10 protein-coding genes are annotated in these 14558 nt (G+C 71.5%); 7 read left to right on the plus strand and 3 right to left on the minus strand.

Annotated elements, in window-relative coordinates; translation table 11 throughout:
- The first annotated feature begins 257 nt into the window (after nt 1-257).
- Together AB0917_RS14410 and AB0917_RS14415 are read left to right on the plus strand one after the other, a co-directional pair.
- Nucleotides 258-1163, plus strand: coding sequence for a S1 family peptidase (locus tag AB0917_RS14410; protein ID WP_366819838.1), 906 nt, complete (start codon nt 258-260; stop codon nt 1161-1163).
- 191 nt (nt 1164-1354) lie between these two features.
- Nucleotides 1355-1834: a hypothetical protein gene (locus tag AB0917_RS14415; protein ID WP_366819840.1), complete on the plus strand. Its 480-nt coding sequence runs from the start codon at nt 1355-1357 to the stop codon at nt 1832-1834.
- A 31-nt stretch (nt 1835-1865) separates the two neighbouring features.
- Here the strand turns inward: AB0917_RS14415 and AB0917_RS14420 are convergent, their stop codons facing one another.
- Entirely contained in the window at nt 1866-2795 is a 930-nt protein-coding gene (locus AB0917_RS14420) for a DUF4231 domain-containing protein (protein WP_366819841.1), read from the minus strand.
- 585 nt (nt 2796-3380) lie between these two features.
- Between AB0917_RS14420 and AB0917_RS14425 the strand changes: the two genes are divergently transcribed.
- The 4 genes from AB0917_RS14425 (at nt 3381) to fxsT (ending at nt 11258) form a co-directional block, all read left to right on the plus strand.
- Entirely contained in the window at nt 3381-3545 is a 165-nt protein-coding gene (locus tag AB0917_RS14425; protein ID WP_366819842.1) for an FXSXX-COOH protein, read from the plus strand.
- 31 nt (nt 3546-3576) lie between these two features.
- A complete protein-coding gene (gene fxsB / locus AB0917_RS14430) occupies nt 3577-5877 on the plus strand; it encodes a radical SAM/SPASM protein FxsB, inactivated metallohydrolase extension form (RefSeq protein WP_366819843.1) in 2301 nt (766 codons plus the stop codon).
- A 108-nt stretch (nt 5878-5985) separates the two neighbouring features.
- The gene (gene fsxC, locus AB0917_RS14435) at nt 5986-7326 is read left to right on the plus strand and encodes an FxsC protein (RefSeq protein WP_366819878.1); all 1341 of its coding nucleotides are present in this window, start codon (nt 5986-5988) and stop codon (nt 7324-7326) included.
- Entirely contained in the window at nt 7323-11258 is a 3936-nt protein-coding gene (gene fxsT / locus AB0917_RS14440) for an FxSxx-COOH system tetratricopeptide repeat protein (protein WP_366819845.1), read from the plus strand. The genes fsxC and fxsT overlap by 4 nt, the downstream gene beginning before the upstream one ends.
- Nucleotides 11259-11322: 64 nt before the next feature.
- Here the strand turns inward: fxsT and AB0917_RS14445 are convergent, their stop codons facing one another.
- Complete coding sequence (locus AB0917_RS14445) at nt 11323-12234, minus strand: alpha/beta hydrolase (protein ID WP_366819846.1); 912 nt, start codon at nt 12232-12234, stop codon at nt 11323-11325.
- 475 nt (nt 12235-12709) lie between these two features.
- Between AB0917_RS14445 and AB0917_RS14450 the strand changes: the two genes are divergently transcribed.
- Nucleotides 12710-13795 (plus strand): S1 family peptidase, encoded by a 1086-nt coding sequence (locus AB0917_RS14450; protein WP_366819847.1) that lies wholly within the window; start codon nt 12710-12712, stop codon nt 13793-13795.
- 88 nt (nt 13796-13883) lie between these two features.
- Here the strand turns inward: AB0917_RS14450 and AB0917_RS14455 are convergent, their stop codons facing one another.
- Nucleotides 13884-14381 carry a phospholipase gene (locus tag AB0917_RS14455; protein WP_366819848.1) on the minus strand — a complete coding sequence of 166 codons (498 nt, stop codon included), beginning with the start codon at nt 14379-14381 and terminating at the stop codon, nt 13884-13886.
- Between the last annotated feature and the right edge of the window lie 177 nt (nt 14382-14558).

The following is a 14558-nucleotide window of genomic DNA, read 5'->3' on the forward strand; positions in this document are numbered from 1 at the left end:
CGGTACCGGGCCCGGAGGGCGGCGGTCTCGCCGTGACCGTACGGCTGCCGGTCGGCCGACGGCTGCCGGGGGCCGGGTCTTGTGGAGGGCGCCCGTGGCCGAAAGGCATGCTTGCGCCGGCTGTCCGGACCCCTCGATACTCTCGTCAGCGATTGTCAGGGGCACGGCAACTCCGGAATCCGGACAGGCCCCCGACTGCGCCTCATGGGCCCGCCACCCCACAAGCGGGCCCCCGATTCCCCTCGGAGGAACCCGAAGTGAGGATCAAGCGCACCAACCCCCGCCGCAACCACGCGAGACGCATCCGTACCACGGCCGTCTTCGCCGGACTCGCCGCCGTCGCGGCGTTCACCGTTCCCACCGCCAGTGCCAGTGCCGAACCCACCGGTACGTTCAGCGCCACCCAGCTGACCGCGGCGAGCGACGCCGTGCTCGGCGCCGACATCGCGGGCACCGCCTGGAACGTCGACCCGAAGACCAACCGCCTCGTCGTCACCGTGGACAGCACGGTCACGCAGGCGGAGATCGACCGGATCAAGAAGGCCGCGGGCGACAAGGCCTCGGCCCTCAGGATCGAGCGCACCCCCGGCAAGTTCACCAAGCTGATCTCCGGTGGCGACGCCATCTACTCCAACACCGGGCGCTGCTCGCTGGGCTTCAACGTCCGCAGCGGCAACACCTATTACTTCCTGACCGCCGGTCACTGCACCAACGGTTCGAGCACCTGGTGGGCCAACTCCGCCCGCACCACCGTGCTCGGCACGACCGCCGGCTCCAGCTTCCCGGGCAACGACTACGGCATCGTGCGCTACACCAACACCACCATCCCCAAGGACGGCACGGTCGGCGGCCAGGACATCACCAGCGCCGCCAACGCCACCGTCGGGATGGCGGTCACCCGCCGCGGCTCCACCACCGGCACCCGCAGCGGATCGGTCACCGGACTCAACGCCACCGTCAACTACGGCGGCGGCGACGTCGTGACCGGCATGATCCGCACCAACGTGTGCGCCGAGCCCGGCGACTCCGGCGGCCCGCTCTACTCCGGCACCCGGGCGATCGGTCTCACCTCCGGCGGCAGCGGCAACTGCTCCTCCGGCGGTACGACCTTCTTCCAGCCGGTCGTCGAGGCCCTGAACGCGTACGGCGTCAGCGTCTACTGACCGGCGCACCGGGTCACCCGACCGGCGCACCGGTTCCCCGGCCGGCGTACCGGCGATACCCGGAGCTGTCCGTACCCGCGAGCCCCCGTCCGGAGTTCCGGACGGGGGCTCCCGTGCGCCCCCCGGCTCTTGAGAGGATGTCGCCACGACCGGTCGCACGGGAAGCGCCGACACCAGGGGGTCCCAGGTCCGTGAATCGCATCGGAATCACCGGTCACCGCACCATTCCCGCAGGCGCCCAGGCCCATGTGCTCGCCGGTCTGCGGGCCGCCCTGAACGGCCTCGACGGAGCCACGGAGGCGCTCTCCAGCCTGGCCGTCGGCGCCGACCAGCTCTTCGCCGGCCTCGCCCTGGACCAGGGCGCGAAGCTGACGGTGGTGATCCCCAGCGGCGACTACGAGGACTGCTTCGAGAACACCGCCGACCTGACCCGCTACCGCCTGCTCAAGTCCCGTGCGGCCCAGGAGGTCCGGCTGGACTTCCCGCACTCCACCGACGAGGCGTACTACGCGGCGGGCGCCTACATCGCCGACCACTGCGACCTGCTGCTCGCCGTCTGGGACGGCCGCCCGGCCCGGGGCCTCGGCGGCACCGGCGACATCGTGACGTACGCCCGTACGCTGGGCCGGCCGGTCACCGTCATCTGGCGGGACGGCGTGGAGCGGGGGTGACACCGGGCCCCCGCCCCCGGACACCGCCGGTTCAGGTGCGGTGCCGGACCAGCCAGTCGGTGTGCTCCGGCGAGACGATCCGCTCGGTCTCGAAGACCGCCACCGGCCACTGCCGCTCGGTGAGCGTGGTCTCCATGGCGGCCTGCATCGACTCCAGATCGTCCTCCACCAGGGAGTGCGCGGAGATCAGCGGATGGTGGCGGCGCAGCTCGTTCCAGGCCAGGCAGGCCGCTCCGGCCGCGGACAGCACCCCGGTCAGCCCCAGGGAGCGCCCCACCCCGAAGGTGTGCAGCACGCTCAGCGCCAGCGCCGGAAGGGTCAGCGCCACGATCGCCCCGGACCAGACGAGCGCGCCGCGCCGGGAGACGAGGCGCCGTCTGCGGTACCACCGCCGCTGCTCGATCAGCCGGTCCCGTACATACGTCTCCTTGCGTACGGTGAAGGCCTTGTCCCGCAACTCCCGCATGGACTCCGTGATGACCGCGCCGCCCCTGTCCGCCGGCGCCTCCCGCGGGTCGGTCCAGCCCACCTTCCTCAGTTCCTGGAGCCCCTCCTCCAGCCGGCTGGCGAACAGCGCCTCGGGGTGCGGGGCCGCGGTCTCGAAGGGCGAGCCGTGGACCGCGTAGCGCCAGCAGAGGGACTTGATGAACTCGGCGGCGGAGCGGTTCAGTTGCCAGTGCGACTTGGCCTTGCGCCGGGAGGCGAGGTAGGTCGTGAACAGGACCCCCAGATACGCCAGGACCGCGGCGCCGTGGAGAAGCTGAACGGCCGGGCCGTCCTCGGCGTGCCACGGGAGCGCCGCGGGCACCGCGCCCGCCACCAGCAGCGCCAGCTGGACGCGGGTGGTGTTCACGGCCTCGCGCTGCCGGGCGACGGCTAGGGCGTCCGTGCGGTGGAACAGTGCCGGAAGGTCCTCGTTCCTGAAGACCATGGACCTCAGCGGCCCAGGGAGCTCCGCCATGGTCACCCCCGTCCGCGGTTGTCGGTGAGACCCGGCCGTCCGCACGGCCGCCCCGCCCCGTCCGGGGCCCTGAGAGTAGGTCCGGGGCCGGGGGGCGGCAAGGGTGCCGCCGGTCCGCGCGGGGCCCGGAGAGCGGACTTCGGCCACCTGCACCGAAGGCCCGTCAAGCCGGGCCGGAGTGTGAGAAAGTTTCCCAACTGGTGTGAACGACAGGGCAGTTGTCGCTCAACGTGACGGATCCGCAACGACTGTCGACGGGGGAGGGGCCATCGAGGCGGACCGCACGGGCGGTGCCGGGGGCGTGCCGCCCGTCGACAGCCGCGAACGGGTCCTGGGCTGCGTACGGGGTGCGTGCGAGGCCGCGCGCCCCGGGCCGGCCGGAGGGTGTCCGTAATCGGCCTCACCCGTCCGGGTGAATGAAGGCGAGGTATCGATCGGAGAAACGGAGTGTGACGGCTCGTTCGCCGGCGTGTGAAAGGGGCGGCGTGGGAGTAAAGTCTGCCTTTCCGGACTCTGCAATTATGCGGGAACCGGCAGCATTTCAATGTCCGGAAATAGACCATCGAGGATCCCCCGAGGACGGCCGTGAAGACCTACGGAACCACCCCCGCCTTCGCCCCCGCGAAGCCCCGCACCACCCTCGCCGCGATCGACGCCCGCAGCGCCGACGCCGCCAGGAAGATCGACCGTGTATTCGGTGCGTCGACCGGCCGCTCCATCCGGACCTCCACCTTCAGTTCGGCTCTCTGATCCGTGCCTTGAGGGCGGCTAGAATGGCGGAATGACAGGACCCCTGGTCCCCTTCCGCGAATTCGTCCTCAAGGTGCACAGCAGGTGCGACCTGGCCTGTGACCATTGTTATGTCTACGAACACGCGGATCAGAGCTGGCAGACCCGTCCGAAGACCATCTCCGACGAGGCTGTCTCCTGGACCGCGCGACGCCTGGCGGAGCACGCGGCCACCCACGCGCTTCCCTCCGTCGCGGTGATCCTGCACGGCGGGGAGCCGCTCCTGGCAGGCCCCGCGCGACTGCGCCGGGTCTGCGAGGAGCTCGGCTCGGCGCTGGAGGGCGTCGCCGAGCTGGACCTGCGCATCCACACCAACGGGGTCCAGCTCAGCCCCCGTTACCTCGACCTGTTCGCCGAGTTCGGCGTCAAGGTCGGGATCTCGCTGGACGGCGACCGCGAGGCCAACGACCGGCACCGCCGCTTCGCCAACGGGCGCACCAGCCATCCGCTCGTGCTGAGGGCGATCGAGCTGCTGCGCCAGGAGCGCTACCGCCATCTCGACCTCGGTCTGCTCTGCACGGTCGACATCCGCAACGACCCGGTCAAGGTGTACGAGGCCCTGGCCGAACTGGCCCCGCCGATGGTCGACTTCCTGCTGCCGCACGCGACCTGGGACGAGCCGCCCCCACGGCCGGACGGCTTCGCCACGGCGTACGCCGACTGGCTGCTGACGATCTTCGACCGCTGGACCGAGCGGGGCCGCCCGGTGCCGGTGCGGCTCTTCGCCTCCGTGCTCTCCAGCCTCAGCGGCGGCCCCAGCCTCACCGAGTCGCTGGGCCTGGCCCCCACCGACCTCGTCGTGATCGAGACCGACGGTCAGCTCGAACAGGTCGACTCGCTCAAAAGCGCCTACGAGGGCGCCGCCGCCACCGGATTCGACGTCTTCACCAACAGCTTCGACGAGGTCGCCGCCCACCCCGGGGTCCGCGCCCGCCAGCTCGGTCTGGCGGGCGTCAGCGACACCTGCCGCCGGTGCCCCGTCGTCCGTTCGTGCGGCGGCGGGCTGTACACCCACCGCTACCGCTCGGCCAACGGCTTCGACAACCCTTCGGTCTACTGTGCGGATCTGGCCGCCCTCGTCCGGGGCATCGAGGACCGTACGGCCGCGGCCACCGAATCGAGCGCCGTCCGGGACCCGGCCGAGCTCGTCTCCGCGCAGCAGGACCTGACGCGCACCCTGCTGGCCCTCCTGAACGACGAGCTCGACGGCGGCGGCGGCGGAGCCCTCTGGGACGAGGCCTGGCACCTGGCCGGGGAGGTGGAGCGGACCGCCGAAGGGGCGGCGGCGCTCGACGCGGTGCTCTCCCACCCCTACACGCGCACCTGGCTGCTCGACACCCTGGGCGCGGTACGGGCCGGGGGCCCGGCCGCGGCGGAGCTGCCGACCGGGCGGCTCGGGGCCACGGTGGCCGCCGCCGCCGTGCGGGCCGGACTCGACCTGCCCGTCCCGGTCGGCTACCGGGACGGCGGCCTGTTCCTGCCCACCCTTGGCGCCGTACGGATCGGCGGCCCGGACGACCGGGGCACCGCCGTGGTGCGGGCCACCGGGGAAGGGTTCCTGGTCCACCGTGAACAGGCGGGCCCGGGTGCGGCGCTGCACCTCGGACAGGACGCGGCGGACACCCCCGACTGGCGGCCCGTGCGCACGCTGCGATCCGGCCCGGCGCCCGCGTTCGCCCTCGACGACCTCGATCCGTACCGGGACTGCTTCGACGTCCCGCCGGCCGGGCGGCTCGGCCCGGCGCGGGCCGACGCCTGGGCGGCGGGGATCGGCGCGGCCTGGGCCCTGCTCGACGACGCCGTGCCGGACCAGTGCGCCGAGGCGGCGCGGACGCTGACCACGCTGACCCCGCTCCCGCGCGCTCCGGCCGGGCCGGGGCGCCACGGACACGGCGCGGTCGGACTCGCGGTGACGGGCGACGCGGAAGAACTGGCGCTCGGGCTGCTGAGCGGATTCCGCAGGGCCACCTTGCGGGCCCTGACCGAAGTGACGGATCTTTACGCCTCGGACGGTTCCTGGGATCATCGGATGCCCTGGTGCGACGAGCCCGTGCCGTTCTCCCGTTTTCTCGCCGAGACATTCGAACGGGTGGGGCTCGGCCTCTTCGAGCCGCGCTTCCTCGAAGGCGTACCCGAAGCCCTCGACCTGATCGAAACGGCGGCCGAGCCGACCATCGACGGAAAACAACTGATCGCCGCTCTCCGTAAAGAGGCCGGTGACACACAGGGGACATCCGGGAGGAATGGTGGCAAGGCCATTTCGATCATGCAGGTCATGGGCCGAACACCCTGACGGCCGACCGGAAAGCGAGGTTCAATGACCGGATGGCAGGGGGGTGGAGCGCAGTCCGCTCCGGAATGATGAATTCGCTCGCATTCCTTTCCTCATCCTCGGGTGCGAGTGCTCACACAGGACGGGGGTCGTGTGCAGGCATCGACGCAGCAGCGAGCGGCGGACCATCGGCCGTACTTCTTTCTGAGTTACGCCCACACACCGGGGCACGGCAGCGGAACGGACCCCGACATGTGGGTCGAACGCCTCTTCCGCGATCTGTGCGGCCATGTGCTGGCCATGACCGATCTCCCCGCAGGCGCGTCCCCCGGCTTCATGGACCGCGAGATACGCTCCGGCGAGGGCTGGTCGGAGCGGCTCGGCGAAGTCCTCGCCACCTGCCGGGTCTTCGTCCCGCTGTTCTCGCCGCGCTACTTCGCCAGTGAGATGTGCGGCAAGGAGTGGCATGCCTTCGAGCAGCGGGCCATCCACCACCGGGCCCGCCGCAACCAGCTCGCCGAGGCGATCGTCCCGGCCCTCTGGGTCCCGGTGCCACCGAGTCAACTCCCCGGCTCCGCCGAGCGGTTACAGTTCAACCACCGCGACTTCGGGGAGCGGTACGTCACCGACGGCCTCTACGGCCTGATCAAGCTCAGACTCTTCGCCCAGGAGTACGAACGGGCCGTCTACGAACTGGCCAAACGCATCGTCAGCGTCGCCGACACGGTCCGCATCGACACCGGCAGACCCGTCGACTACCGCCTCGCCCCCAGCGCCTTCGGCTCCCGGAGCAGCGGGGTCGGCGCCCCCCGCCCGATGCGGATCACCATCGCCGCACCCACCCGCCACGACCTGCCCGACGGGCGCGACAGCGACTACTACGGCGACCACCCGCAGGACTGGAACCCCTACCACCCCTCCTCCGCCCGCCCCCTGGCCTATGTCGCCGAGGAGCTGGTGCGCTCGCTCAACTACCAGGCGCAGATCACCTCGTTCGACGAGGAGTCGGGGCGGCCCGAGGGCAAGACACCGCCCAGCACCCCCGAGATCCTCCTCGTCGACCGCTGGGCCCTGAAGGACGAGGACCGCTGCCGCAGGCTCGCCGCCTTCGACGCCGAGAACCGGCCCTGGGTGACCATGGTCGTGCCGTGGAGCCGCGAGGACCACCAGAGCCGGGCGGCGGAGGCCGAACTCACCGAGAGACTCGAAGCGACCATGCCGGCCAAGATGCGCCACGGGCGGACCTTCTGCCGTGCCGCGGCCAGAGGGGTGCCCACGATGGAGGCGTTCGGCCAGATCCTGCCCCAGGTCGTCGAGGTGGCCGCCCAGCAGTACCTGAAACACGCGACGGCCTATCCGCCGGGCCCAGGCGGAGGACCCGGCGAGCGGACCCGGCTGACGGGACCCATGGGCGACACCAGCTTCGCCCCCGACCCGCACGACCCTACGACGGAAGCGGAGGACCTATGAGTGCCGGTCGTGACGGGCGCATCGTCACCTTCTACTCGTACAAGGGCGGCACCGGGCGCACCATGGCCCTGGCCAACACCGCCTGGATCCTCGCCGCCAACGGCAAACGGGTGCTGGCCGTCGACTGGGACCTGGAAGCGCCCGGCCTCCACCGGTTCTTCCACCCCTTCCTCGAACCCGCCACCCTCGGCGCCACCACCGGCGTGATCGACCTGATCACCGACTACGCCTGGGCCGCGACCAGCCCCGCCGAGCGCGCGGACGACTGGCACCGCGACTACGCCCGCATCCAGCCGCACGCCGTCTCGCTGGCCCCGGAGGCGCTCGGCTGGGAGTTCCCCAAGGGCGGCACCCTCGACTTCGTCTCCGCCGGACAGCAGAACCGCGAATACTCCGCGACCGTCTCCACCTTCGACTGGGACAACTTCTACGACCGGCTCGGCGGCGGCCACTTCTTCGACGCGCTGCGCGAGGACATGAAGGCCAACTACGACTACGTCCTCATCGACAGCCGGACCGGCCTCAGCGACATCGCCGACATCTGCACCGTCCACCTCCCCGACATCCTCGTCGACTGCTTCACCCTCAGCGACCAGTCCATCGACGGCGCCGCCTCGGTCGCCCGCCAGATCGCCGAGCGCTACACCGGCCGCCCCATCGCGATCTTCCCCGTCCCGATGCGCATCGACGAGGGCGAGAAGGAGAAGGCGGACGCCGGACGGGCGCTGGCCCGGCTCAAGTTCGACCGGCTGCCCCGCGACCTGTCCGGCGACGAACTCACCGCCTACTGGGGCGCGGTGGAGATCCCCTACCGCCCCTACTACGCCTACGAGGAGACGCTCGCCACCTTCGGCGACGAGTCCGGGCTCACCAACTCCCTCCTCTCCGCCTTCGAACGGCTCACCGCGGTCGTCACCGGCCAGGAGGTCACCTCGATGCCCCCGGTCGGCGACGAGGTGCGCCTGCGCATCCGGGACGCCTTCACCCGCCGCCGGCCCGCCCTGCCCGCCGACCTCTCCCTCAGCTACGTGGCGGAGAACCGGATGTGGGCCGACTGGGTCGAGGCGGTCCTCACCCGGGCCGGCTTCCGCGTCGTCCCGCGTGACGTCTCCGCCGAACAGCCCCCGCAGGAACCGGAGGACGTCACCCCGGAGAGCGCCGCCCGCACGGTGGTGCTGCTCTCCGCCGCCTACCTCAAGTCGCAGCGCGCGGTGGACGTGTGGGACCGGGCGGTCGCCGAGGACCCGGGCGGCGGCCGGCGCCAGCTGCTGCCGCTGCGCGTCGGGGACGTACGCCTGACCGCCCCGTACATCGACCGCAACCCGGTCGACCTCTTCCGGCTCGACGAGGTGCACGCCACCACCGCCCTGATGCGGGCCCTGGACCGGCCGGTGCAGATGACCGACGGGGTGGCCCCCGGGCCCCGCTTCCCCGGCACCGTACCCAAGATCTGGAACGCCCCGCCCCGCAACCCCGGCTTCACCGGCCGCTCGCTCGTCCTGGAGCGGATGCGCGACCAGCTCGGCGGCGGGATGGCCGTGGTCCTGCCGCAGCCCCAGACCCTGTACGGGCTCGGCGGCGTCGGCAAGACCCAGGTCGCCCTGGAGTACGTGCACCGCTTCATGGCCGACTACGACCTGGTCTGGTGGATATCGTCCGAGCAGACCGACGACGTGGTGGCCTCGCTCGCCGAGCTGGCCGTCCGGCTCGGCGCCCAGGGCGGCGACGACATGGCGGCCGCCTCCCAGGAGGCCGTCGACCTGCTCCGGCGCGGCGTGCCCTCGGACCGCTGGCTGCTGGTCTTCGACAACGCGGACGACCCCGAACACCTGCGCCGCTACTTCCCGCAGGGCGGCTCCGGCCACATCCTGGTGACCTCCCGCAACCAGAGCTGGTCCCAGCACGGGGACGCGCTGCCCGTGGACGTCTTCCTGCGGGAGGAGTCCATCGAGCACCTCCGGCGCCGCGCCCCGGGGCTGAGCGTCGAGGACGCCGGCCAGGTGGCCACCGCCGTGGGCGACCTGCCGCTCGCCGTCGAGCAGGCGGCGGCCTGGATCGCGGAGACCGCCACCCCCGTCGACGCCTATCTCGAACAGCTCTCCCGCCAGGCACCCCAGGTGCTCGCCCTCAACCAGCCCCCCGGATACCCCGAGCCGGTCGCCGCCACCTGGAACGTCTCCATCGCCCGCCTGCGGGAGCGCTCACCCGCCGCGGTCCGGCTGCTCCAGCTCTGCGCCTTCTTCGCCCCCGAGCCGATCTCCGCCAACCTCCTCTACAGCAAGGAGATGATCGAGGCGCTGAAGCCGTACGACTCCTCGCTCCAGGAGAAGCTGGTGCTGGGCCGGGTCATCCGGGAGATCGGCCGGTTCGCCCTCGCCAAGGTCGACCAGGTCTCCAACTCCATCCAGGTGCACCGCCTCGTCCAGGCCGTGATCAAGGCGCAGCTCAGCGAGGAGGAGCAGCGCGAGGCCCGGCACGTCGTCCACCGCATCCTGGCCGGCGCCCGGCCCGACGGCGACGAGCCGATCGACAACCCGGAGACCTGGCCGCGCTTCGCGACGATCTGGCCGCACCTGGGCCCGTCCGATGCCCGGAACTGCAAGGAGCCGGAGGTCCGCAGGCTCCTGATCGACCGGGTGCGCTACCTGTGGAAACGCGGGGACGTCAGGACCGCGGCGAGCCTCGGGGACGAGCTGCGGGAGGTCTGGCTGGAGAAGCTGGGCGAGCGGGACCTGCAGTACCTCTACCTCTGCTTCCACCTCTCCAACATCCTGCGCACCCGCGGCCGGTACGTGGAGGCCAAGGAGCTCGACGAGTTCACCCTCCGGCGGCAGCGGGAGGTGCTCGGCCCCGAGCACCCGCACACGTACATGACCACCTCCAGCCTCGCCATCGACCTCGGCCTGCTCGGCGACTACGGCACAGCGATCGAGATGGCGACCGAGGCCCACGAGGGCTTCAGCCAGATCTTCCACGACTCCCACCCCAGGACCCTGGCCGCCGCCAACAACCTGGCGCTGAACCTGCGCAGCGTCGGCCAGTACGCCAGGGCCCGCGAGATCGACCAGGAGGTCTACGACCTGCGCTCGCAGGTGCTCGGCCCGGAGCACCCGAACAGTCTGTCCTCCGCCATGAACCTCGCCCGTGACCTGCGCGAGGTCGGGCGGTACGAGGACTCCGTGACGCTGCTGAGCCGCGCCTACGAGACCTTCAAGCGAACCATGGGCCGCAGCTTCCCCGCCACGCTGAGCGCCGCGAAGAGCCTGGCGGTGTCGCTGCGCAGGGCCGGCCGGCTGGAGGACGCGCGCAGGCTGACGGCGGCGACCCGCGTCCGGTACCGGGCGAAGTACACCATCGCCAACCCCGATTCGCTGGCCTGCGACCTCAACCTGGCCGCGGACCTGTTCGCGGCGGGCGAGCGGGCCGAGGCGAGGAACACGGCGCAGGAGGTCGTCGACCAGTACCGCAAGGTGCCGGGGGAGAAGCACCCGTACACCCTGGCCGCGCAGAACAACCTCGCCATCTACCTGACGGGGACCGGGGAGCCGGAAGAGGCGGAGAAGGTGCTCAAGCTGGTGGTCGCCTCGATGCGCGAGGCCTTCGGCCGCGAGCACCCGAACACCCTCTTCTGCGTCATGAACCTGGCCAACGCCACGGCGGACCGGGGGGAGCTGGACATCGTGCTGGAGACCGAGCGGAAGCTCTCCGTCCAGCTGCGCGAGGCGCTGGGCGCCCACCACCCGGAGACCCTGGCCATGACCTCGAACATGGCGGTCACGCTCGACGCGATGGGACGCGAGGAGGAGGCACGGCACCTGCGGGCGGAGCTCGTCGTCGAACTGGCACGGCAGCTCGGCGACGACCATCCGCTGACCGACATAGCGCGGACCGAGAAGCGGTTCCGGCGCGAACTGGAGCCGATGTCGGTGTGAGCGGTGCGGGGCCCGGCCTCACGGGCCCGCCGGCCCTCACGGGCCGGGCCCCTTCCGCCCTGCCTCAGCCGCCGGGTGCGGCGGCCGTCAGCGGCCGGCCCGGGTCCTCCTGCTCGTCCAGCAGCCAGTTGAGGATGCCGGGGAGCACGGAGAGCGCGTCGAAGTGCGCCGCCGCCGGTTCCAGTACGGCGGTGGCGCCCGGGATCTGCCCGGCGAGCCAGCGGGAGTGGCCCACGGGCGAGAACACGTCCTTCACCCCGTGCCAGAGCAGCACCCGGCCGGTGATCAGCGCCGGATCGAACCCCCAGGGGCTGCAGAACGCGATGGCGTCGTCGATCCAGCCGTACGCCGACGTGCGCAGCCCCTCGCTGTAGTTGCGCAGCAGCATGGACCGGATCCCGGCGTCGTTGACCACCATCCGGTCGGAGTCGGTCAGTTCCCGGCGCAGGTCGTCCAGGAGCCGGACCGGATCCTGCCGGATCTGCGCCGAGCGGACGATGAAGGACTCCGCGAGGGAGTCCGGGTCGGCGGCGGCCGTGGAGTACGCGAGCACGTTGGACGCGGCCATCCCGTCGAACCAGTCCAGGCCGGCCGCGCCCCAGGGGGCCAGCGTGACCAGGGCGGCGGTCCGGGTGACCCGCTCGGGCAGCAGCGCCGCGCACGCCAGCGCGTGCGGGGCCCCGCCGGAGCGGCCCACGACGGCGAACCGCTCCAGCCCCAGCGAGTCGGCGATGGCCCGGACGTCCTCGACGACATCGGAGATCCGGCGGCCCGCCAGCCGGTCGCTGCCGCCGTACCCGGGACGGTCGTAGGTGATCAGTTGTGTACGGCGCTGATAGAGGACCATGCCGCGGGGGGCGGGCCCGAGCCGGCTGCCCGGCGTCCCGTGGAGCAGGAACACCGGTCTGCCCCGGGGGTCCCCCCGCCGCTCCACCATCAGATGCCGCCCGTCCGCCGCGCGCATCCGGTTGCGCACCCGCGCCTCCTCAGCTCGGTCACCCCGGCCGGCCCGAGCACGGTGTGCCCGGCGTGTGCCGCCCTGTCGATGATGACCCATCAGGCCCGCAACCGTGACTCCTCGACGACGCTTCGTCGACTCCGGGCACGTTCTTCGGCCGGAGCAGGAACTGTGAAGGTCCCGAGGGGCTCGCGGCGGACGATTTACGTCTCTATCCGGACGGTTGGGTACAACATCCGGACCGGCGAGGGCGAATATCGGACAGGACTAGTCCTCACCCAGGGGCCGCCGGCGGTTGCGGCGGGTGTTCGCGAACGGAACCGACATGGTGTGACCGGGGCAGGTGAACATGGCGCGGGTGAAGCGTCGGTGTCGTGTGCACGTCTGGAAGTCGACCTTGTGTGCGTTTCACCGCCTCGGAATAGTGGGCGCCCCATCCTCCGTGTACGGGCAACCCCACTTTGCTCCGTGCACGGCCCCACAGGAGGTCGAATTGAAGCATCGACGCATATCCAGGAAGCGCGCGACGGTGGCCGGATCGGCCGTGGTCGCCCTGGTCGTAGCGGGATTCACGTTCCAGACCGCGAACGCCAGCGACGCGGTACCCGAGTTCACGGTCAAGACGCTCAGCGCGGACGCGGCCGGAGAGCTGGCCGCCACGCTCGACCGGGACCTGGGCGCGGACGCGGCCGGCTCGTACTACGACAGCGCGACGAAGGCCCTCGTCGTGAACGTCACCGGTGAGGCCGCCGCCGAGCAGGTCCGCCAGGCGGGCGGCAAGGCCAGAGTCGTGGAGAACTCCCTCGCCGAGCTGACGTCGGCGCGGCAGACCCTCACCGACAAGGCGACGATCCCGGGCACCTCCTGGGCCGTCGACCCGGTGAGCAACAAGGTCGTCGTCACCGCCGACAGCACGGTCGACGGCGCGGCCTGGAAGAAGCTCTCGACCGTGGTCGAGGGTCTCGGCGGCAAGGCCGAACTGAACCGGACCGAGGGCGAGTTCAAGCCGCTGATCGCGGGCGGCGACGCGATCTGGGGCTCCGGCTCCCGCTGTTCGCTCGGCTTCAACGTGGTCAAGGACGGCGAGCCGTACTTCCTGACCGCGGGCCACTGCACCGAGTCGGTCAGCAGCTGGTCGGACACCCAGGGCGGCTCGGAGATCGGGTCGAACGCGGGCTCCAGCTTCCCGGGGGACGACTACGGCCTGGTCAAGTACACCTCGAACATCGCGCACCCGAGCGAGGTCAACCTCTACAACGGCTCCACCCAGGCGATCACCCAGGCGGGCGACGCGACGGTCGGCCAGTCGGTCACCCGCAGCGGCTCCACCACCCAGGTGCACGGGGGCCAGGTCACCGCGCTGAACGCCACGGTCAACTACGGCAACGGCGACATCGTCAACGGCCTCATCCAGACGACGGTCTGCGCCGAACCGGGCGACAGCGGCGGCGCCCTCTTCGCGGGCAGCACCGCGCTCGGCCTGACCTCGGGCGGCAGCGGCAACTGCTCCTCGGGCGGTACGACCTTCTTCCAGCCGGTCCCTGAGGCGCTCGCCGCCTACGGGGCCCAGATCGGCTGACACGGCAGCACCGCAACTGCACCACGGCAGCGAACCGCACCACGGCAACAAGGAGAGGCCCCCGGTCCGCCGGGGGCCTCTCCCGCGCTCAGGCGGCCCGGACCGGGCTGTCGGAGCCGGCCCCGGCCGGGGCGATGCCGAAGATGTCCACGGCGTGGTAGTAGGTCCAGGCCGTGCTGTTGCACGACGTCCGCTTGGCGCCGGAGTAGGCGGCGCACACGCGCTTGAGGTCCTCGTAGAAGGCGGAGTCGATGCGGGCCTTGTTGGCGGAGAAGGTGCCGGCGGCCTTGTAGTTGCGGTAGCCGAAGTCGTGGCGGGCGCAGGCGGTCTGGAAGGGGAAGCCGAAGGGGTTGTCGGGGGAGCTGCTGCAGTAGTCCGTCGTCCAGTTGAAGCCGTACGCGGACCAGGCGCCCTGGTTGTTGCGGGCGGCGTTCCAGGCGTTGTAGCTGGAGGCGCTGGTCTGCGTCCAGGAGCTGAGCACCTGGGGCTTGTCGGCGGGGGCGGCCGAGGCGGAAGCGGCGGTGATCAGGGTGAGCGGGAGCGACAGGGCGAGAGCGGCGAGCGGAGCGGTGGGACGACGACGCATGAGCGACCTCCGTGGGGGTGGAAGGAGTTGTCCTGGCCGTGCTCCTCGTCGGGTGGTACGAGGCCGCTCCAGGATGTCGCCATGTACCTGTCATGCCTAGCCGTCGCGCCGACCTGACATCAAGAATTGGGGCGCACGTCGGATGGGGCCGCCATCGAGGCGGCCCCACGGATGGAT

The sequence above is a fragment of the Streptomyces sp. NPDC007346 genome, assembly GCF_040703535.1.
Lineage (GTDB): Bacteria > Actinomycetota > Actinomycetes > Streptomycetales > Streptomycetaceae > Streptomyces.